Origin of the sequence: Corynebacterium aquatimens (genome assembly GCF_030408395.1) — a bacterium.
Taxonomy (GTDB): domain Bacteria; phylum Actinomycetota; class Actinomycetes; order Mycobacteriales; family Mycobacteriaceae; genus Corynebacterium; species Corynebacterium aquatimens.
Window position 1 is genome coordinate 15,618 of sequence record NZ_CP046980.1, and the last position, 23,185, is coordinate 38,802.

The following is a 23,185-nucleotide window of genomic DNA, read 5'->3' on the forward strand; positions in this document are numbered from 1 at the left end:
ATTTTCGCTTATCGACGAATAGTTCTGCGCTTGAAAAGGTGTGGATAATCACAAATCCAAGTACAGGGTTTTAGATCACATTGTGGCCCGTTTGCACTGTTGGTGCTGTCTTATGATTCCGATTAGAAACTCATATTTTCAAGGGCCTGAATATATGCTGCTCCTTCCTGCATAAGTGCAGCTAGAAACTTGACGGTGAACCTAACTACATGGGAAAATCGGGACGTCTGCCATGAAACTGGCAAGTTTATTCAAATAATCGCCATGGCCTTGGATGGGTCATGGTGTTTGCGGTTCACAGCCTGTGTAGCAGTGGTTTGGTCCGTGACTATCAAACAGGAGTAGAAGTGACTGAATCATCTCAGCGTCTAAAAAAATCATCTCGCGCTGGCATCGCCACCGTGTCCACCATCGCGTTAGCGCTCGGTGGCCTGAGCATCGTGGGACCGGGGCCGTTGGCTTCCCAGGCCACCGCCGCTGCATTCACCGGCGGCATCCGCGACAAGTCCGGCGCGGTGGAGGAGGACGCGCAGAAGCCGTCCGCCCTGCCGGCGGGTTCGTGTGTTGTTGAAAGCGAGGAGCCCAGCGGCAGCCAGGCTGGTTTCAGCTGGAACACCCTGGAGCCGGGTGGGGGCAGCCCCGACAAGAAAGCTTGGGGTCTGAGCGTCTCCTTTGATAACTCGAAGGACCGCACATTCGCCGATTGGTACTTTTACAATACGGGGTCCCTTAAGAACGTTTTGGATACCGGCGAAGTGCCTTCCATGGAGGCCGGCCAGACCTTCGATGGCAAGAGGGTCACTCACAAGGCCGACGAAATCATCAAGATTACTGCTAGTGGTCGCTCTACGATAAACTTGAATCTCTACGCACAGCTGACCGATGAGAAAGTCAAGCAGTTCGCTTCGGCCTCCGACAAAAACCCTGTGCGTTACGCCTGGCAAAGCAACTACAAGCAGGACAACGATAAGGGGCCGGCGAAAGCCACCCAGGGGGGCAGTGCGTCTTTTGGCGCTACTGTAAACCCGTGGCCGAGCGAGAACATCGAATGTAACCCGATCAAGGTGTCGTGGGAGACTGCCGAGGTGTCCGAGAAGCATGTGATCGTCCCTGGTGAGGAAACCAAGGTCGGTACGATCAAGGTTCCTGCTTTGAAGAACGGCGGTACGGACGACTCGATGTCCCGCATGGTCGTGGAAGCCTACGACGGCAACGGCAAGTTCATCGGCACCACGGACCCAGAAGCCTCCGGGGGTACGCAGAACCTGCGTATCGACGAAACGACCGGCGAGATCTTCTTCACCTGGCCTGAGTACCGCGGCACCGACCTGGCGACCGACAAGAACGTGAACTTCTCCGTTCTGGCGAAGCCACGTACCGTTGACCAGCTCCGAGCTGCCACTGAGCATAACACCGAAGGCAAAGGCAATGTCTACGACAGCTCGAATTCACTGACGCGCTACAACAAGGCGAACGTCATCGGCTCGACGTCGTTCTCCCTGGACGACACGGAATTCCACGACCCGCAGTACAAAAAGAGCGAGCTAACAATCACGTCCGGCATCGACACTAACGGCAGTCTGACGGACCAGCCGCAGCAGGTCATCTTCAAGCAGGTCCCCGACTTGATCCGGGACCTGGTGAAAGATAAGGGCGCCGGTGGCTTCAATGCCAAGGTTAAACTGGACAAGCGATACGTATTCGCGGGCTGGACCGCCGATATGGATCCGGTGACCTACGACGTCACCGTCACCTCCCCAGCGAATCCTGAGCCCGGTACCTTCGCGCAGCCCAGGGTCGTTGTGGAGTACTCCAACGGCTCGACGGATGAGCTGGGCCTCCTCGTGATCGTGGAGCCGAACCACACCCAGATCACGGATCTGGTGCGCCCGGGTGTTGCTAAGGGTGAGGTCAATAAGGCGATCACCTCTCAGATCGCCATCACGCCCATACTTGATGGTTACGCCCCGGTCGCCCCGGCGACGTTTGAGGTGGATCAGTCCACCGTCCCCGCGGGGTGGACCGTCACCGTCGATAACACTGGCAAGGTCACGGCAACCGCTGACAGCACCGTCGCACCGGGCACCATCATCACTCCGAAGGTGACTGCTAAATATAAGGATGGCACTGACGACGTGGTCGAGGTCCAGTTCCAGGCCATTGTGAACATCAAGATTCCCGATTACGACACGGTGACTAACAAGCCGGGCACCAAGGTGACACTGACGCCCAAGGTCCCGGCGGTTGGTCTGACCGGTAACTCCAGCGATGCGGCGCCGACCCGCTACACCTTCGACGGCGGCGAAACGGAGTACACCCACACTGACGACAGCGGTACGTGGACCGTCAAGATCGACCAGAACACTGGCGAGATCACCACGACCATCCCGACGACCGCACCTGAGGGCTACAAGCTCAACATCCCGGTCCTTGCGCACTACAGCGCTGCAACTGGACAGGCGCCGCAGCGGATCAAGGGCACCGTCGTCGTGCTCAAGGGCGATATCTCACCGGTCTACTCCGTTGAGTCCACCGGCCCGAATAAGGCTGTGGACCACCAGGTGCAGGACGCCCCGAAGGGGTCGACGTTCTCCTTCGGCAAGAAACCTGACGGCTCGCCGCTCACCGTGATGACAACCGAAGACGGCTGGGAGTACACGATCGACCCGATGACCGGTGTCGTTTCTTCCACGCCGCCGGCAGGCTCTAAGCCGGGTGACAAGAAGACCATCAACGTTGATGTGGTGACCCCGAACGGCTCCACCTCGAAGGTGCCGGTGACCACCGTGGTGAAGCTGACTAACAGCTGGGAGGCGGAACCGAGTTACCCGGCGGAGACGGTGTACCCGGGTCAGACGGCAACGCTGCCAGTCACCCTGCAGAAGCCGGCCAACGTCAACGTCGCAAAGTACGAGTTGGGCGCTATTCCCCCGGGTTGGACTGTCAACATCGACAACGACGGCAAGATCACTGCAACCGCACCGGCGGATGCCGTGCCGGGTAGCCAGGTCGAGATTCCCGTCACGGTGACCTACGAAGATGGCTCGACGGACATCGCTACGGCCGTCGTGAACGTTGTTGACGTTCCGACACGTCCGGTGCCGTTCGGAGTGGAATATGTCTACGACGACACGATTCCTGCCGGCGAGTACAGGACTGTCACGAAGGGTGTGGCAGGTGAGGAGAAGCAGAAGCGCGACGGCACGTGGGAGCAGACCACTGCGCCGACCAACGAGGTCGTGCACGTCGGTACCAAGCAGGCTGAAGCGTCCGAGGATGTGACGTGGACGGTGCCGATTCCGTATAGCACCACCACTCGCCCGAACCCGGCGCTCGCTCCGGGTGAGACGAAGGTTGTGCAGCAGGGTGTGAACGGTGAGCGCACGTACACCGCGAAGTTCACTGCTGCCGGTGACCAGGCGTCCGTCGTGGAGTCCGAGGTCAAGAAGGAGCCGGTCGAGGAGATCATCGAGTACGGCCCGCGCCTGGCGGACCAGCAGTTGGTGACCCAGACCACCCGCCCGATCCCGTTCGAGACGAAGATCGTCTACGACGACACTCTCGAGGCGGGTAAGCAGGTCGTCGATACGCAGGGCGTTGTCGGCGAGGAGAAGGTCACGAGCACGCAGAAGCTTGTCGACGGTAAGCCCTCCGGCAACCCGGTCGTCACGACCACCACGGTGACCGAGAAGCAGGATGCTGTCATCCGCGTGGGTACGAAGACTACGCCCACGATTGGTGAGCAGCTAGTAGATATCCCGTTTACGACCAAGATCGTCTACGATCCGACCCTCCAACCAGGTGATCGAGTTGTGGACGTCGCTGGCCAGAATGGTCAGGTAAAGGTCACTGTCACCAATGGCGTTCCAACCGTTAAAACGGTGAAAGAACCTGTCCAGGAAGTCGTTCGCGTCGGCACCAAGCCGGCGGACGGTGTGGAATGGACTGAGGAAACCCCGTACGCCGTTAAGGTTGAGGAGGACCCGAACCTCGAGGCCGGAAAGTATGTGGTTGCTCAGGAAGGTGTTCCGGGCACGATTGTTCACCACACTAACGGCACTGAAACAACGACTCCGCCTCGGGACCACATCATCAAGGTCGGTACGAAGAAACCCGAGACCGCGACGCCTGAAGGAATCTTCATCCCACCGTTGATCAAGCATGTTGCTTCGGAGGCCGGAACGGTTACGTTCCAGCCGGATTACCCGAGCAACATGGTCCCGGGGAGCATCCGTTTCCTTGACGGCAACAAGAACGAGGTCAATGAACTTGTTGTTGTTGGCCAGGGTACGTGGAAGGTCGATTCGAACGGCGAGGTGACCTTCACGCCGGAACAAGGCTTCACGGGTAACCCAACTCCGGTCTCTTATGTGGCTAAAACCGCTAGCGGTCTCAAGGCCGCAGTGGACAACCCCGGTAAGTTTGCGGTGACGTACCAGTTGCCGGTGACTACGACGAACACGACGACGCAGCGTGAGACCGCGACGACGACGGCGACGGCGTTGGTGCCGACGACGGTGACTACTGCGGTACCTACTACGGTGACGACGACTGCTGATGGTGTTCCGACGACGGTTGTGACTACGGTGCCGACGACGGTGACGTCGACGGTGTTTAGTGCGCCGCGTTTGGAGTATGTGTCTGAGAAGTCGGGTGTGGTGACGTTTACGCCGGATTATCCGAGCAACATGGTGCCTGGTTCGATTAAGTTCTTGGATGGGAACAAGACCGAGGTTGATGCGCTTGTTGTGGCGGGTCAGGGTACGTGGACGAAGGACGCCAACGGCAGCATTACGTTTACGCCTGTTGATGGGTTTACGGGTAACCCGACTCCGGTGTCGTATGTTGCGACGTCTACTGGTGGTGTGAAGTCGTCGGTGAACGAGCCGGGCAGGATTGCTTTGCGTTACCAGCTGCCGGTGACCACTACGAACACGACGACGCAGACGGCTACCACGACAGCTCAGGTTCCGACGACCGTTCCGACGACGACCGTTACGACGGAAAAGCTCACTGAAACCGCCACGGCAACGGAGACGACTCAGGTTCCAACGACGGTGGTAAACAACGTTCCGACGACGGTGGTCAGCAGTGTGCCGACGACGGTCGTTGAGACCACGACGATCAATGGTGAGCCGTCGACGGTCACGCGGACTACTGAGGTGCCGACGACGGTCACGAACACTGCGACTGTTCGGACTCTGCCGAACCTGGAGAAGGTGTCGAACGAGCCTGGTAAGCCGGTGACGTTTACGCCTGCGTACCCGGATTGGGTTGTGCGGGATACCGTCAAGTTCCTAGACGGCAGCAATAACCCTGTCGATGTGCTTGTTGTTCCTGGTGAAGGTACGTGGCGGGTTAACGGCTATGGTGTGCTGACGTTTACGCCGGAGTCTGGCTTTACGGGTCAGCCGACGGCGGTTTCGTACACCGCCTCCGCCGACAATGGTTCTGCTACTCAGCCGGGCAAGGTTGCTCTGACGTACCAGGCACCAAACACGACGACGGCTACGACGACCACGACTGCGACGACGCAGGTTCCGACGACGGTGGTAAACAACGTTCCGACGACGGTGGTCAGCAGTGTGCCAACGACGGTCGTTGAGACCACGACGGTCAATGGTGAGCCGTCGACGGTCACGCGGACTACTGAGGTGCCGACGACGATCACGAACACTGCGACTGTTCGGACTCTGCCGAACCTGGAGAAGGTGTCGAACGAGCCTGGTAAGCCGGTGACGTTTACGCCTGCGTACCCGGATTGGGTTGTGCGGGATACCGTCAAGTTCCTAGACGGCGGCAATAACCCTGTCGATGTGCTTGTTGTTCCTGGTGAAGGTACGTGGCGGGTTAACGGCTATGGTGTGCTGACGTTTACGCCGGAGTCTGGCTTTACGGGTCAGCCGACGGCGGTTTCGTACACCGCCTCCGCCGACAATGGTTCTGCTACTCAGCCGGGCAAGGTTGCTCTGACTTACCAGGCACCGAACACGACGACGGCTACGACGACCACGACTGCGACGACTCAGGTGCCGACGACGGTGGTCAACAACGTTCCGACGACGGTGGTCAGCAGTGTGCCGACGACGGTCGTTGAGACCACGACGGTCAATGGTGAGCCGACGACGGTGACGAGGACGGAAACGGTTCCGGCGACGGTGACGTCGACGGTGTTTAATGCGCCACGTTTGGAGTACGTGTCCGATAAGTCGGGTGCGGTGACGTTTACGCCGGATTATCCGAGCAACATGAAGCCGGGTTCGATTAAGTTCCTTGATGGGAATAAGAACGAGGTTGACGCGCTTGTCGTTGCGGGTCAGGGTACCTGGACAAAGGATGACAACGGGTCTATTACGTTTACGCCTGTTGATGGGTTCACGGGTAACCCGACTCCGGTTTCTTACGTCGCCACGACCAATGACGGTGTGAAGTCTTCGGTGGATAACCCAGGCAAGATTGCACTGCGTTACCAGTTGCCGGTCACCACGACGAACACGACGACGGCTACCACTACCGCGACGACACAGGTGCCGACGACGCAGGTTCAGACCGCGACGACGACGGAGACGGATGTTCGGACGGAGACGGTGACCACTGAGGTCCCGACCACGGTGAAGGAAACGGTGGTGACCACCACCACTGTTGACGGAACGCCGACGACGGTCACCGTGACCAATGCCGTGCCAACGACGGTTCCGACGACGGTGACGGAGAAGTACTTCATCCCGCCGGTCATCGAGCATGTCTCGAACAATCCGGGCGAGGTGAAGTTCACGCCGAAGTACCTGGAGACCATCGTTCCTGGTTCGATCCAGTTCCTGGACGGCAACAAGCAGCCGGTCAAGCAGTTGCAGATTGATGGTCAGGGAACGTGGCGGGTCGCGCAGAACGGCGAGATCACCTTCACGCCGGAGGCAGGATTCAGTGCAGATCCGACGCCGGTTCTGTACATCGCTGAGCGGGTGGACGGTACGAAGGCTCGCATCGAGGAGCCGGGCACGGTTGCTATTCGCTACCAGATGCCGGATACCACTACCGCCACGACGACCGCTACCGAGCAGGTGCCGACGACGGTGCGTGAGACCTCCACGGTGACGACGACTGTTGCAGGTACGCCGACCACGATCACCACGACGAACACGGTCTTCATTGCGCCGAAGCTCGAGCACGTTGCCACGCAGGCGGGCAGGGTTGAGTTCACGCCGGAGTACCCGAACAACATGAAGCCGGGTTCGATTAAGTTCCTTGATGGGAACAAGAACGAGGTTGACGCTCTTGTTGTGGCTGGTCAGGGTACGTGGACGAAGGATGACAACGGCAGCATTACGTTCACGCCTGTTGACGGGTTCACGGGTAACCCGACTCCGGTTTCTTACGTCGCTACCACCAACGACGGCGTGAAGTCTTCGGTGAATGAGCCGGGCAAGATCGCTGTTCGCTACCAGTTGCCGGTCACTACGACGAACACGACGACGGCAACGAACACGACGACGCAGACGGCTACTGCTACGGCAACGGCTACCTCCACGAAGACGGAGACGACGCAGGTGCCGACGACTGTGGTGTCGCAGGTGCCTACCACGGTGCCGACGACTGTGGTTAGTAATGTGCCGACGACGGTTCCGACCACGGTGCCGACGACTGTGGTGTCGCAGGTGCCTACCACGGTGACGACGACTGCTGATGGTGTTCCGACGACGGTTGTGACTACGGTGCCGACGACGGTGACGTCGACGGTGTTTAGTGCGCCGCGTTTGGAGTATGTGTCTGATAAGTCGGGTGCGGTGACGTTTACGCCGGATTATCCGAGCAACATGGTTCCTGGTTCGATTAAGTTCTTGGATGGGAACAAGAACGAGGTTGATGCGCTTGTTGTTGCGGGTCAGGGTACGTGGACGAAGGACGCCAACGGCAGCATTACGTTTACGCCTGTTGATGGGTTTACGGGTAACCCGACTCCGGTGTCGTATGTTGCGACGTCTACTGGTGGTGTGAAGTCGTCGGTGGAGAACCCGGGCAGGATTGCTCTGCGTTACCAGCTGCCGGTGACGACGACGAACACGGCGACGACGACGCAGCGTGAGACGGCGACGACGACGGTTCCGACTGTGGTGCCGACGACGGTGACGACGACTGCTGATGGTGTTCCGACCACGATTACGACGACGGTTCCGACTGTGGTGCCGACGACGGCGACGACGACGGAGACGGCGACGTCGACTACTACGGCGGTTAATAACATCTTCACGTTGCCGAACATTGAGCACACTGTTCGTGAGGATGGTCCGGTGACGTTTACGCCGAAGTACCCGTCGAATGTGGATCCGAAGTCGGTTCGCTTTATTGATGGTGCTGGCAAGGAGGTCAATGTTCTTGAAGTCGTTGGCCAGGGCAAGTGGACTGTTACCGATAACGGTGAGGTGACGTTTACTCCGGTTGATGGTTTCACTGGTTTGCCGGCGGCGGTGTCGTACATTGCGTCGACGCGTGATGGTGTGAAGGCCGTTGAGCCTGCGCAGATCCAGATCAGCCGTCACCTGCCGGTGACTACGACGAACACGACGACGGAGCGTGAGACGGCGACGACGACGGTTCCGACTGTGGTTCCGACGACGGTGACTACTGCGGTTCCTACTACGGTGACGACGACTGCGGATGGTGTTCCGACCACGATCACCACGACGGTGCCGACTGTGGTTCCGACGACGGTGCGCGAGACTTCGACGGTGTTCATGCTGCCGGACTTGCAGCGGGTGGCTACGAAGGCGGGTCAGGTCTCCTTCCTGCCGGATTACCCGGCGCAGGTGAAGCGCGATACCGTCCGGTTCCTTGACGGCAACGGTGGCGAGGTCAACGTGCTGGTTGTTCCGGGCCAGGGTCGTTGGAATGTGGATGGTAACGGTGAGATCACCTTCATTCCGGAGGATGGTTTCACGGGTGATCCGACGCCGGTTGCGTACACCGCGTCGACGGTTGATGGGGTGAAGGCGTCCGCACCGGCGAAGGTGTCTGTGAAGTACCAGCTGCCGGTGACTACGACGAACACGACGACGACGACGCAGCTTGAGACGGCGACGACGACGGTTCCGACCGTGGTTCCGACGACGGTGACTACTGCGGTTCCTACTACGGTGACGACGACTGCGGATGGTGTTCCGACCACGATTACGACGACGGTTCCGACTGTGGTTCCGACGACGGTGACGGAGAAGTACTTCATCCCGCCGGTCATCGAGCATGTCTCGAACAATCCGGGCGAGGTGAAGTTCACGCCGAAGTACCTGGAGACCATCGTTCCTGGTTCGATCCAGTTCCTGGACGGCAACAAGCAGCCGGTCAAGCAGTTGCAGATTGATGGTCAGGGAACGTGGCGGGTCGCGCAGAACGGCGAGATCACCTTCACGCCGGAGGCAGGATTCAGTGCAGATCCGACGCCGGTTCTGTACATCGCTGAGCGGGTGGACGGTACGAAGGCTCGCATCGAGGAGCCGGGCACGGTTGCTATTCGCTACCAGATGCCGGATACCACTACCGCCACGACGACCGCTACCGAGCAGGTGCCGACGACGGTGCGTGAGACCTCCACGGTGACGACGACTGTTGCAGGTACGCCGACCACGATCACCACGACGAACACGGTCTTCATTGCGCCGAAGCTCGAGCACGTTGCCACGCAGGCGGGCAGGGTTGAGTTCACGCCGGAGTACCCGAACAACATGAAGCCGGGTTCGATTAAGTTCCTTGATGGGAACAAGAACGAGGTTGACGCTCTTGTTGTGGCTGGTCAGGGTACGTGGACGAAGGATGACAACGGCAGCATTACGTTCACGCCTGTTGACGGGTTCACGGGTAACCCGACTCCGGTTTCTTACGTCGCTACCACCAACGACGGCGTGAAGTCTTCGGTGAATGAGCCGGGCAAGATCGCTGTTCGCTACCAGTTGCCGGTGACGACGACGCACACGGCGACGACGACGGAGCGTGAGACGGCGACGACGACGGTTCCGACTGTGGTTCCGACGACGGTGACCACGACTGCGGATGGTGTTCCGACCACGATTACGACGACGGTTCCGACCGTGGTTCCGACGACGCTAACGGAGACGGCGACGTCGACTACTACGGCGGTTAATAACATCTTCACGTTGCCGAACATTGAGCACACTGTTCGTGAGAACGGCCCGGTGACGTTTACGCCGAAGTACCCGTCGAATGTGGATCCGAAGACGGTTCGATTCATCGATGGCACTGGCAAGGAAGTCAACGTCCTTGATGTTGTTGGCCAGGGTCGGTGGACTGTTCTGGACAACGGTGAGGTGACGTTCACTCCGGTGGATGGTTTCACTGGTTTGCCGGCGGCGGTGTCGTACACGGCGTCGACGCGCGATGGTGTGAAGGCTGTTGAGCCAGCGCAGATTCAGATCAGCCGTCACCTGCCGGTGACCACGACCAATACGACGACTGCTACGGCTACAGAGACGGCAACGGCGACGGCGACGACGACTGCGTTTGTCCCGACGACGGTTGTAAACAACGTGCCAACGACGGTGACCACTGCGGTACCGACGACGGTGACGACGAGTGCGGATGGTGTTCCGACCACGATTACGACGACGGTGCCGACTGTGGTTCCGACGACGGTGCGCGAGACTTCGACGGTGTTCATGCTGCCGGATCTGCAGCGGGTGGCTACGAAGACTGGTCAGGTCTCGTTCCTGCCGGATTACCCGGCGCAGGTGAAGCGGGATACCGTCCGGTTCCTTGACGGCAACGGTGGCGAGGTCAACGTGCTGGTTGTTCCGGGCCAGGGTCGTTGGAATGTGGATGGTAACGGTGAGATCACCTTCATTCCGGAGAATGGTTTCACGGGTGATCCGACGCCGGTGGCCTACACCGCGTCGACGGTGGGTGGCGCGAAGGCGTCCGCACCGGCGAAGATCTCGGTGCGCTACCAGCTGCCGGTTACTTCCACTGTGACGACGCAGGTGCCGACGACAGTGGTGAACACGACCACGGTTGCTGGTACGCCGACGACGATCACGAAGACCACTGAAGTGCCGACGGTTGTTCCGACCACGATCACGGCAACCGAGACGCGGAACAACACCACCACGGCGACCGCGACGGCGACGGTGACGAACACGCAGACGTTCCTGCACCTGCCGGATGCGCGGACGGTGTCGGACAAGCCGGGTGTAGTGAAGGTCACGCCGAACTACTCGGACACGGTTGATCGTGCGTCGATTCGCCTGATCGACCCGGCGGGTAATGAGGCCACGACGGTTCAGGTCCCGGGTCAGGGTACGTGGACGGTCAACGGTGGTACGGGTGAGTTCACCTTCACGCCGGAGAACGGTTTCACGGGTAACCCGGATCCGATTGCCTACACCGCGCAGACCCGCGATGGTGTCAAGGCTCAAAACAACGGTACGGTGACTGTCAGCTACCAGCTGCCGGTGACGCAGACGCAGGTTGTGACCACGCAGGTGCCGACGACGATCACGACGGTGCAGCCGACCACTGTTGTCAGCAGCGTGCCGACGACCGTTGTGACGACGGTGCCGACCACGACGACTGAGCTGGTGCCGACGACCGTGACCACGGGTATCCCGACGACGGTGCCCACCACCGTGTCCACGACGGTGACGCTGTTCACGCTGTCCGACATTGAGAAGGTTGCTACTACCGGCGGCAAGGTGGAGTTTGCACCGAACTACCCGGCGCAGGTGAAGAAGGACGCTGTCCGCTTCATTGATGGTGCCGGCCGTGAGGTGCAGGTGCTCAAGGTCAATGGTGAGGGTACGTGGACTGTTGATTCTGATGGTCGCATCGCGTTTACGCCTGAGGATGGTTTCTCCGGCAACCCGACGCCGGTGCAGTACACCGCTGAAACGCTGGGTGGTACCAAGGCTGTGTCCCCGGCGAAGGTCAGCGTCAGGTACCAGCTGCCGGTCACGCAGACGCAGACGACCGTCGCGACGACTACTGAGAAGACCACGGAGCGCACGACCGAAACGACAACTGAGCGCACGACCGAAACCACGGTGCGTGAGGTGCCCACCACGGTGCCGACGACGATCGTGACCACCGAGCCGGTCACCGTGACCACGGGTATCCCGACGACCGTGTCCACCACTGTTCCGACGACGCTGACGACGACGGTGCCTACCACCTTCACCACGTCTGTGTCGACGACGGTGACGCTGTTCACGCTCTCCGACATTGAGAAGGTCGCTACCTCCGGTGGCAAGGTTGAGTTTGTACCGAACTACCCGGCGCAGGTGAAGAAGGACACTGTCCGCTTCATCGACGGCTCGGGCCGCGAGGTGCAGGTTCTCAAGGTCGTTGGTGAGGGTACGTGGACTGTTGATTCCGACGGCCGAGTCACCTTCACCCCGGATGAGGGCTTTAACGGTGACCCAACGCCGGTGTCCTATGTTGCTGAGACTCTCGGCGGCATCAAGGCGATGTCCCCGGCGAAGGTGAATCTTAAGTACCAGCTTCCGGTCACGCAGACCGCTACTGCAACTGCAACGGAGACCACCAGCGTCAGCGTGCCGACGACGGTGACCACCACGGTGCGCATGCCTATCGGCGGATTTGATGGCAAGACCGTGGCTGTGGAGCAGGTCCAGGGCGAAGCACTGGCCGTCACCTTCGACGAGCCGGACAAGCAGAAGGGTTCGGTGAAACTGCCGAACGGTGCACGTACCAAGGCCGTGGCGGGCAAGGGTCAGTGGCGGGTCAACCCGGACACCGACGTGGTTACCTTCGAGCCGGAACCGGACTTCGTGGGTGAGGTAGAGCAGGACTTCATCTACACCGACAACGATGGTGTGGAGCAGAAGCTGCGGGTCCGCGCAACGTACACGCCGCGTACCAGCACGCCGCCGACGGCTACTGCTACCGCTACCGCGACGGTGACGGAAACGGTCACGCCGAGCGTGCCCGCGCCTAACGACGGCTCGTCCGCGCAGGCGAAGCTGATTGCGGAGCGTTGCTTCGGTAACGCCCTGCAGTCGCCGATCGCCTGGCTGCTGCCGCTGGCGCTGGTCGGTGTGGTTGTTGGTAAGGCTGTTGAGCCGATCGCGGGCCAGTTCGGTGCGCAGATCGACGCAATTAACCGCCAGATCCAGCAGAACCTGCCGAACCCGGGCCGTGGTGGCCATGGTGGTAATGATCCGTTCCGCCAGATCAATGAGCAGGTTGCTGCGATCAACGCCCAGTTCCGCGGAATGGTCGGTCCTGCTGCTGAGCAGATCGGCCAGGCGATCGGTGCAGCCGTTGCACTGGGTGCGCTGATTGGTCTGCTCTACGACTGGTGCTCCAACGACGTGGGCAAGGCCAAGACCTCCGTTGATTTCGAAAAGAGGGGCGGCAAGAACCTCTTCAGGGAGAAGTCCGGCGAGTCTGGTTCGGCTGACGGTGCCCAGGACGGCTCGTCCTCGGGTTCCTCAACCAAGTAACCCCTCCTGAGCACAACAAAAGGGCGATCACCGAAAGGTGGTCGCCCTTTTCTCGTCGATAAGCGAATGCTCGCGCCTAAAGCTGGAGCGGCTCCGCGTAGGCGGCGTCGAAGAACTCCAGCTCCAAAGCGACGGCGCGGCCGAAGTACTCGGTTATGATCGCACGGTTGTCCTCGCTGGCCTGGCCCAGACGGTCGACCTCACTGCGGAGGAACGCGACTAGATCGTGGAACGCGGGGTAGTCGTGGAGCTCAATCCACTCGTTGTGGACGAAGTTCTGCGGGCGGTCGGCCGGGGCTTTGATGGCCCAGTCGAGGTACAGCCATTCCGCCACGACAAGAACGCCTAGCGCCGCGGCATACGAGCGGGTCCCGGCGGCCTCCCGCATGAGACCCGTGAACCCAGCGGTGGGTGCGGAGTCGGGAGTGTTAGCGCGCATTTCCTCGGTGACGCCAAGGGCTTCGAAGGAGCGAAGGAAGTACGTGTTCTCATCACCAGCGACCTCACCGATGAACTGGGACAGGCGCAGGCGCGGCGCAAGCTCATCCGCGGTGGACATCGCCGCACCCAGCAGCTGCAAGAAGCTATCCAAGAAGCGGTAGTCCTGGACCAAGTAGGAAGCCATGACGCCGTCATCGATCGTGCCGTCAAAAAGCTCACGTACGAAGCGGTGACCCACCGCGGCGTCCCACGTCTCACGGTGTGTTTCGCGCAGCTCGTCGGTGAAGCGGGCGGTTGTGTTGACGGATGTGTTGGTCTGGTTTTCCATAGCGACATTCCTTTCGCGAATGCTAATTCGGGCAAGTTCAACGGGTCTGATCTCAGCGGGCCTCAGCGGGCGGCACCCCGTGTCACGCGCCCACGGTACCGGAACTTTCTGGTGTTCGTATCTGCCTTTTAGGAAAATGATGCAGTAGAACTGGTGAAAATGGTGTAGTAGAAGCTCTGAAAATGATGTACTAGGAAGCGTGAAAATGGTGCAGTAGGACCATTCGCGCAGTACAATCGCGGTCATGGAATACTTGCGCCGAACGGTGGACACAGAGCTTGACTTCCTGCTGAAGCACGTACCGGCAATCGCGATTGATGGCCCAAAAGGCGTGGGCAAGACCGGCACTGCGCAGCGGAGAGCGGACACGGCGTGGTACCTCGATGACGCGGATGTGCGTGCCGTAGTTGCCGCGGATTTCAGCCTGTCTGGGGCCGGTGAAGGAACGTTGCTTATTGACGAATGGCAGCGGTTGCCACAGGTTTGGGACTCAGTCCGACGTGGTGTGGACAACGGTGCGTCTGCTGGGCGATTTCTCCTGACGGGGTCGGCGACGCCGGTTGATGCCATGGGGACGCATTCGGGTGCGGGACGGATTATTTCCCTGCGCATGAGGCCGATGGCGGTACACGAGCGCGGGGTCACAGAACCAACGTGCAGCTTTAAGGGCATCTTCCGCGGTGAGAAAGAAATCGGCGGCGCAACGTCGCTACGGGTTGCTGACTACGCCGGCCTCATCGTTGGTAGTGGTTTCCCCGCGATTGCGCCGCAGGATCCGTTGCTCCAAGAGCTGATGCTGGACTCCTACCTTGAGCGGGTAATCGACCGGGATATCAATGAACAAGGTTTGGAAGTCCGCCGACCAGTCGCACTCCGACGGTGGATGCGTGCGTACGCCGCGGCCACATCGACCACGACTTCCTACTCACGGCTTCTGGATGCCACGACTGGTGGTGACGGATCTCAGCCGAACCAACGAACTACGTCCGCATACAGGGAGCATCTTTCGAAGATCTGGCTGCTCGACCCGGTGCCAGGGTGGGTAACAGAAAATAATGAGATTAAGCGGCTCCAACAAAGTCCGAAACACCACCTCACCGACCCAGCGCTTGCTGCGAGGTTGCTGGGCTTAATCGCGTCGAGCCTGTACAGCCCTTCCGGGGCGCACATGATGGGACCGCTCTTTGAATCATTGTGCGCTTTGAGCCTGCGGGTCCTTGCGCAGGCGTGCCGCGCGAATGTCTACCACTTGCGTACTAACTCCGGGCAGCGCGAGGTCGACTTCATCGTCGAAGGACCCAACCGCGAAATCCTCGGCGTTGAGGTGAAGCTGGCTGCCGCGATTAATGACTCGGATGTCCGGCATCTTACGTGGCTGCGCGAACAATTACCTGACCGCGTGGTAAACCTCATGGTGCTCACCACGGGCAGCCAGGCCTACGTACGTAGTGACGGGATCATTGTCATGCCATTGGCTCTCCTTGGCCTCTAGAGGAACCTAAGATGGACCACATGGTTAAGGCTGTCAGTGAACTTTTTGGGCAAACCCACCTGCCGGATAACTCCGTAAGCACCGTGTACTGCTTCGCGCCGGGGGAGGACGCGGCAGTCGTGTCCGCCGCCTCCGGTGAAGCCCCGCTGGTGATGATGTGGCCCGGCTTCGGCATGGGCGCGCGCTACTACCGTCCGCTGGCCCATTATTTGGCGGAGCGCGGTTTCCCGGTGGCTATCGGTGAGCTGCACGGCCAGGGCACGTCGACGGCGAAGGCGACCCCCAGCAACAAGTGGGGCTACCACAAACTCGCCTCGCAGGATTACCCGGAGGCGATCCGCGAGGCCAAGCGGGTGCTGGGCCTACCTGTCGATCACCCGACGTACCTGCTCACGCACTCCATGGGCGGCCAGATTGGATCGCTGTTCCTCTCGCGGCCTGAGGCGAAGGAGCTTAACGTGCAGGGCATGATGGGCGTCGGCTCGGGGAGCCCGTACCACCGCGGGTTTATCGGCAAGGCGCACGTGCGTGCGCTCCTCGGTGGGCAGATGATGGGGCAGATTGCCAAACACAAGGGTTACTGGCCCGGCGGCGCGCTCGATTTTGCGGGCTATGGCCGCCAGTCCGGCACGCACCTGTACGAGTGGTCGCTGCTCAACCGCATGAACACCTTTGCCAACCTGGCCGGCCAGGACCAGGATTACACCGAGGCACTCAAACAGGTCGACGTTCCGGTCCTTCTCACCCGCTTCGCCAACGACCCCGAATGCACCATGGCCTCGTGCGAGTTCTTGCTGGGCCACATGCCAAAGGCCCCCCGCAAAGCCGAGGAGCTCGCTGGCTGGCTCGGCCACAACAAATGGGCCCGCGAGCCGGAAATCGTCGGGGACAGGTTCATTGAGTTCGTCGATAAGCGCATGCCATGAAAGCTCTCGGAAAAATCCTCCTCGCGTTCGTCGCGCTGTTCCTTGTTTTCGTGTTGGTTATCGTGGGCCTGCGTGCCTACAACCAGCACACATACCCCTTCGGCGCGGGCGAGGAGGAGGCGTACGAGACCACCGACCGCATCACCGCGATCTCCGGCGAGTACCTGAACGGCTTTCACTTCCGCCCTCACGAGAAGACCCACCGCGGCGTCGTGGTCACCTACGGCGGGTCCGAGGGCTCCCCCGCGTACGACACCGCACGCTCGCTTTACGACGACGGGTACGAAGTCCTCGCCCTATATTTCTTCGGCGCCGACAACCAGAAACCGACGCTGGCGAACGTGCCGCTGGAGCAGTTCGATGAGGTGACTAGCTACATCGCCGACAATGTTGCTGATGCAACGCCCGTGACTGTGATCGGCGCGTCGAAGGGCGCCGAGTTCGCTGCGCTGCTGGCGCAGCACGGTTTTGGCGTGGACAACGTAGTTGCGTTTGCCCCGGCGCATTATTCCTACAGTGGGCTGGATTTCTCCTCACGCGATGACCAGCCGTCCTTCACACTGCGGGGTGCGCCTATACCCCACGCGTCTTTCCGCGACGCCGATCCCGCCACCGGGTTCCGCGCGATGTGGGAAGGGATCACCGCGCACCCGGTGTCGTACCGGAAGACCTACGAGGAGGCCGCGGCGAAAGCGCCTGACGACGCCCGGATCGACCTGAGTGGATTCAACGGAAACGTGCTGCTCTTTGCCGGGACCGGGGACCGCATGTGGCCCTCCGACGTGGCCGCCCGTGCCCTCGCCGAGCAGAACCCGCGCATCGAGGCTCACATCTACCCCGACGCCGGCCACGTGTTCTTCGAGGACGCCGCCGCGCTGCCCAACGGCTGGCAGCTGGCGCTGGGCGGCACCGCTGACGGTAACCGCGACGCCTACCAGGACTCGCAGGAGATCCTGCGGGAGCGCCTCGCCTCCTGGCACCGTTGACCGTAGCCCGTTATTGACGGATTCCGTTATGTTCCATAGTCTTTTAGCATGATCCAATCCTTCGGCAACCGTGAAACTGAGCGCTTGTGGGAGCGTTTGCCGGTTCCGGGGTTGGATCCAACTATTCACAAGACCGCAAACAGGAAATTACACCAGCTGGATGCTGCTGTTTCCCTTGATTCTCTTCGAGTTCCTCCAGGTAACCGCTTGGAAGCACTCAAGGGGAGTCGCCAAGGAACCTATAGCATTCGAATAAACCGGCAATGGAGAATTACGTTTCGCTGGACGGAGAATGGGCCTGCGAACGTAACGATCGAGGACTATCACTGAGGTGCGTAATGGACGAGAAACTCTATCCCCCGATTCACCCGGGAGAAGTGCTGCTTGAGGATTTTATCGAGGGCTTTAATCTCACTCAGCACAAACTTGCGGTTTCCATTGGTGTACCCCCACGCCGGATTAATGAAATTGTCCTAGGCAAACGTGGCATCTCAGCGGATTCAGCACTACGCTTGGGGCGCTATTTCGGTGTAGAGCCGCAGTTCTGGCTAAACCTCCAAACTCGTTATGAGTTGGAGCTGGCCGAAGAAAAGTCCCACGATGAAATTCAGAAAATCACTCCACTGGCGGTGTCATGATTCATCCACGCTCTGTTCTGGGGGATTTCGCCAGCGTTTCTTCGTTGAAGGGGTAGTCTAGGTCGCTGTCGGCTGAGCCCGTGTGACTAACCGGGGCTCTGCTCGAATTCGCAGAGATGCCCGGATAGCTGAGTCATTGCTCGAAGGGACTGCGGGGAGGAAGCCCAAGCAGTATAGATGCTGTTTCGTGATTGGCCGGGCCACTCACGTAGGGGTGCCGGAACCTCCCGGAATGGGTGCCTGGACCGTCTCGGAGGGGTGCCGGAACCTCCCGGGATGGGTGCCTGGACCGTCTCGGAGGGGTGCCTGTCGGCTCGGCGTGTGATGTGTGCGGTTGAGCCGACCCGCCGTAAAAGGGCTCTTCGTGTTTTAGAGTGCGTTGATCTTGGGTTGGAGGCCTCCGGAGTGGATTAGGCACCGCAAGATGTAGTGGTTGATGTTGCGGAATCCGAGGGCGATGCCGCGGAGGTGCTCGAGGCGGCCGTTGATGGCTTCGACCGGGCCGTTGGAGGCGCCGATGTCGAAGAACGCGAGGATGTCGGCGCGGCGTTTGTGCAGGGTACGACCGAGTTGGGCGAGTTCATCAAGCCCGGCTTGTCGTAGCCCGCGCAGCCGGTTGATCAACCGGCGCATCTTCGTTTTCGCGCGGGTCTTGTTCGGGTCTTCGTAGCAGTCGATGATCTCCTGGTACACCAGCCACGTTTCTTGCAGCACGGCGTAGTCGTCGTCGTAGTTGAACAACACATCCAGGCGGTGCTGCTGCTCACCGGTTAAAAAATCGATGCGGGTGAGCATGGTGCGGCGGTTTTTATATAACGGGTCGTTGGTTCTGCCGCGCCTGCCGTAGGTTTCACGCTGCAGCCGCTGCCGACACGCGGTGACTTTGTCGCCGGCAAGACGCACCACGTGAAACGGGTCCATCACCCGCCTGGCCTGAGGCAGGGCTTCATCGGCTGCGGTGGCGTAACCCTGAAACCCGTCCATGGTGATCACCTCCACCTGGTCGCGGAAGATTTTCGGACGTTGGTTGATCCAGCGGGTGAGCACTTCGGCGCTTCTGCCCGGGATGACATCAAGCAACCTGGCCGGTTGGCCGGTGTGCTGGTAAGTCATGTCCACGATCACGGTGACGAACCCGCCGCCGGCAGCCTTGCGGTTGTGGGCCCACTTGTGCTCGTCAACCCCGATGACGCGCACCCCGGCCAAGTGGTCGGGGTCGGCGACGAGGGCTCTGGCCATGGACAATGCGAGATCGCATGTCAGCTGCCAGCTAATCCCGAGTGCTTTGGCGGTGGCGGCAACGCTCATCCGGTCGATCGCTAAGCGCTGCAGGATCCAGCGCACCACCCGGTGGGTGACCTTCGAGCGGTCATCAGCGCAGGAAAGCGAAGCCCGGAAAATCTGCTGGGCGCAGGAATCGTTGCTGCATAGATACCGCGGCACCCGCACCCGCAGCCGGGTGGGAAACCCGACCACCGGCAGATCCACCAGTTGCCGGTAGGTGTGATCGCGCAACAAGCCCGGTTGCTGACACGACGGGCAGGCATTGATCGGGTCGAGCGTTTCACAGTCGATAACGGTGCACTCGTCGTTGTGCGCGGCATTGGTGATCGCCAACCCAAGCTCCGCGGTGCGGCAAATGGTGTCGGCGACGATGTTGGAACTAGGCTGCATACCAGGGTCCTTGTTGGGTTGTGGATTGGCTTGAACACCTAAATCCTTAACCCAGCAAGGACCCCCACATCTTGTGCAACACCCCAGCACCCCAAGAAACGACCAACGCACTCCCAATCACGAAGAGCCCGTAAAAGCGGTCTGGTGAAGGCCGTCCAAAGGATCGATGCAGGCGATGCTGGCCTTGCCGACCTATCGGCGTACCGGTTTGATGGGGCCGATGCCCTTTGCGCCCGGGGCGAAGAAGTTGTCGTAGATGAACTTGCCTACTGCACCAATGGCGAGGAAGAACAGGGGGACGGAGATCGTCGCTACGCCTGAGTATGCCCACCATAGCGGCGGGTCCTTCGGCTTTTCGTAATCATCGGGGACGCAGTTCTTAGCCGACGATCCACCCCCGCACTCGCCTCGCTCGGGCTTTTCCTTGGTGATGGGTCCCGGGGTGTCCATGTCAACAGGTGTCGGAGCGGTATCATCCACTGGCATCTCGGACTTGGTGGGGTCATTCTCAACTGCGACAACTGGCGTGGGCGCGGTGTCCTCGGCGTACGCGGGGGCTACGACCAGCGACATCGTTAGCGACGCGGCAGCCACGGCAGCAGTGATCCTCTTCATGCCCATAACTTTAGGACCCTAGCACCGTGAACAAAGAACGGGAACCGGTGCAGTGACCAGTTCCCGCATAAGGATGGGTTAGTAAATCCGCATTAGAACGGCAAGCGGATCCATCCGTTCTGCACCGCGAAAGCGCCACCGCCGATGAGGCCGAGGAGCGCAAGGATACCGACGATCAAACCAATGATCTGGCCCGTGCTGGATTTGTCGTCCTTCTTCTGGGAGGACTGGGAGCTCTTGTCCGTAGTGGTCGGCATAGGCGTTTCGGTGACGGTCACCGTGCCGTTACCACCGTTGTTGCCCGGCGTGGTGGACGCAACCGATGTGGTCGTCGTAGCGGTGGTGGACGTGTTGCCGCCGGCACCGCCACCGTTGTTACCTGGGGTGCTAGTGGCCGGGGTGCTGTTCGGGGTTGTGGAGCCGTTACCGCCGCTGTTGTTGCCCGGCGTGGTGGACGCAACCGATGTGGTCGTCGCGGCGGTGGACGTGTTGCCACCGTTGTTGCCCGGTGTGGTGGACGCAGGGGTGGACGTGTTGCCGCCGTTGTTGCCCGGCGTAGTGGGGGAGGTTGGCACGGCGCTGGTGGCCGTAGCCGGGGTGCTGGTGGTCGGCGTGGTGGTCGCGGGGGTAGAGGTCGACGGGGCAGGCGCGCTGGTGGTCGGCTGTGCGCTGGTGGTCGGCTGTGCGCTGGTGGTTGGCTGTGCGCTGGTGGTCGGTTGTGCGCTGGTGGTTGGCGCCGCCTTCACCGTGACAGGGATGGTGACCTGCTTCTGGGACCCGTCCTTGAACACGACTTTGATGCTGATCCCGTCCTGGACGGTGCCGGCAGTGGTGGGGGTGAGAGTGAACTCGCCGGTGTTCATGTTCGTGCTGTAGGTCCAGCCAGCCTCGTTGGAGCCACTCGGTCCGAAGAACTGGGCGCCGTCAAGGGCGTCGGCGGGTTCGGCTGTCGGTTTCACGGTGACGGTGCTGCCGACAGTGGTGTCGATGGCATCGTAGGTGACGGTGGTGGTGACGGCCTGGGTCTTAGTCGGGGCAGAGGTGTTAAACCGCGCGAGGACGTTCTGGCGGGAGCCGTCCGGGAACGTGACGGTGACCGGAATGGACGTGGAGATACCGCCAGGGGAGTTTGTCGGGGCCTTGACGGTGAGCACGCCGGAGGTGTCATCGACCGTGATCGTCCAGCCTGCGGGGACATCCTCCGGCTTCACGGTGGAGAACTTCGTCCCTGTCGGAAGGGTCGCGCCCGAGGTCGGGGTGATGGTCGCTTGCTCGTCAGCGGGCACCGTCGTGATGGGGTAGGAGACCTGGTGGTTCGGGTTCTCGGATTCGAAGGAGCCGCTGGAGGTGACGTTGAACTCGGCCGACTTCACCTCTTCGGAACCGTCGCTGTACTTCACGGTCACGTACACCACGAGCTTGCTGCCCGCCTTTAACGGCTGCTTGGGGGAGGCAGTGATTGCGCCGGTGGAAGAGTCCACGGAGATCGTGAAGTACTCGTCAGCGTTGGAGGGGCTGGTTGCGTACTTAGAGTACGTTGCCCCGGTGGGCGCTTCGGGGGACCACGATGGGGTAGCGGTGGCGGTGGCACCTTTGTCGCCGCTGAGGTCAGTCGCCGTGTAGGTCGGCTCGTACTTGGTGTTCTCCCGCTCCTGAAGCGGAGTGGTATTTCCTGCCGCGTCAGAGACCGTTACCTTCACGTACTGCACGGTCGATGATGTGTCCGGGAAGATAATTTTCACCCCGACGTAGTCGTAGGAACCAACGCCGAGTTCGTTGGACGGAGTCACGCGGAGCTGGCCGGTGCGGCCGACGACTTCAGCTGCGTAGTTCTTCGGGGTGTAGAAAATTTCGTAGTCCGGTTCTTCCATACCCAGGCCCGGCGTGATCTGAGGGGTAGAGGTGCCCTGGACATTCTTTTGGGTGACAATATCTGGGTACGTCACCGTTTGCGTTTTGGCTTGAGCGTTCGGGTTTTCCACGATGGTCAACTTCGCAGAGTCGGTCGCCGTGATCGCCCACTTCTGATCCGCGTTTGCTCCCTGGAGCTGGTGGACTTCCATGTTTGCGGTGATAGAGGAACCCGGGCCTTGGTCCGCCGGGGCGGTGACGGTGACCACGCCGGTGTTCTCATCCGTAGTAAACGTCCAGCCGTAGTGGGTTCCCTTCGGGCCGCCGACTTTCGCGCCAGCTGGCAGGTTCTCCGGGGACAGGGATTTGGTTTGGCCGGGGTAGAACTCGGTGTCCTTCCAGTAGTCAACATCTGCAGGTTTGGATTGGGAGGGACGGTTGTCCTGCGCGGTGGCCTGCGGCACGACGACGGCACCAACGGCGAGGGAGAGGGAGGTGGCCAGGGCCACGGTGGTTTTCAGTGCCACGGTGTTTCTTAAGGCAATGCGGTTGCGTTTCATCGGTTCATCCTTTTTGCTGTCAGTCACGGATTTGGTTCTGGTTACTGGGCGGTAGCCACAGCGTGTCACCGTGAAGTCTAGCTAAGTAACGCCTTAAAGTCACGTATGTAACAAATTAAAGACGCTGCAAAGTGTACTTAATAACCTGAAATGGTTGAGGGGGTTGCGGGGTGTGGGGGAGTCGTCGATAAGCGTTGTGCTCACACGC

10 protein-coding genes are annotated in these 23,185 nt (G+C 60.5%); 6 read left to right on the forward strand and 4 right to left on the reverse strand.

Annotation, left to right across the window (positions count from 1 at the left end; translation table 11 throughout):
* Positions 1–347 precede the first annotated feature (347 nt).
* A complete protein-coding gene (locus tag CAQUA_RS00055; RefSeq protein WP_290178431.1) occupies positions 348–13,466 on the forward strand; it encodes an adhesin domain containing protein in 13,119 nt (4,372 codons plus the stop codon).
* A 76-nt stretch (positions 13,467–13,542) separates the two neighbouring features.
* On the opposite strand, the gene CAQUA_RS00060 is transcribed toward CAQUA_RS00055, so the two are convergent.
* A complete protein-coding gene (locus CAQUA_RS00060; protein ID WP_196825047.1) occupies positions 13,543–14,235 on the reverse strand; it encodes a TenA family protein in 693 nt (230 codons plus the stop codon).
* Between the two features lie 244 nt (positions 14,236–14,479).
* Between CAQUA_RS00060 and CAQUA_RS00065 the strand changes: the two genes are divergently transcribed.
* Genes CAQUA_RS00065 through CAQUA_RS00085 form a run of 5 tightly spaced genes read left to right on the forward strand, consistent with a single transcriptional unit; the run spans position 14,480 to position 18,277 of the window.
* On the forward strand, positions 14,480–15,727 hold the full coding sequence (locus tag CAQUA_RS00065) for an ATP-binding protein (protein ID WP_196825046.1): 1,248 nt from the start codon (positions 14,480–14,482) through the stop codon (positions 15,725–15,727).
* A gap of 11 nt (positions 15,728–15,738) precedes the next feature.
* Positions 15,739–16,653, forward strand: coding sequence for an alpha/beta fold hydrolase (locus CAQUA_RS00070; RefSeq protein WP_231375519.1), 915 nt, complete (start codon positions 15,739–15,741; stop codon positions 16,651–16,653).
* Positions 16,650–17,639 carry a dienelactone hydrolase family protein gene (locus CAQUA_RS00075; RefSeq protein ID WP_196825045.1) on the forward strand — a complete coding sequence of 330 codons (990 nt, stop codon included), beginning with the start codon at positions 16,650–16,652 and terminating at the stop codon, positions 17,637–17,639. The genes CAQUA_RS00070 and CAQUA_RS00075 overlap by 4 nt, the downstream gene beginning before the upstream one ends.
* A gap of 48 nt (positions 17,640–17,687) precedes the next feature.
* Positions 17,688–17,969, forward strand: a complete 282-nt coding sequence (locus CAQUA_RS00080; protein WP_196825044.1) for a type II toxin-antitoxin system RelE/ParE family toxin — start codon at positions 17,688–17,690, stop codon at positions 17,967–17,969.
* A gap of 8 nt (positions 17,970–17,977) precedes the next feature.
* A complete protein-coding gene (locus CAQUA_RS00085; RefSeq protein ID WP_196825043.1) occupies positions 17,978–18,277 on the forward strand; it encodes a HigA family addiction module antitoxin in 300 nt (99 codons plus the stop codon).
* Between the two features lie 369 nt (positions 18,278–18,646).
* On the opposite strand, the gene CAQUA_RS00090 is transcribed toward CAQUA_RS00085, so the two are convergent.
* The 3 genes from CAQUA_RS00090 to CAQUA_RS00100 all read right to left on the reverse strand — a co-directional run bounded on the left by CAQUA_RS00090 (position 18,647) and on the right by CAQUA_RS00100 (position 23,004).
* Positions 18,647–19,951, reverse strand: coding sequence for an ISL3 family transposase (locus CAQUA_RS00090; protein WP_196823808.1), 1,305 nt, complete (start codon positions 19,949–19,951; stop codon positions 18,647–18,649).
* Positions 19,952–20,143: 192 nt separating this feature from the next.
* Positions 20,144–20,566 (reverse strand): hypothetical protein, encoded by a 423-nt coding sequence (locus CAQUA_RS00095; protein ID WP_196825042.1) that lies wholly within the window; start codon positions 20,564–20,566, stop codon positions 20,144–20,146.
* A gap of 92 nt (positions 20,567–20,658) precedes the next feature.
* Entirely contained in the window at positions 20,659–23,004 is a 2,346-nt protein-coding gene (locus CAQUA_RS00100; RefSeq protein ID WP_290178432.1) for a Rib/alpha-like domain-containing protein, read from the reverse strand.
* Positions 23,005–23,185: the final 181 nt, after the last annotated feature.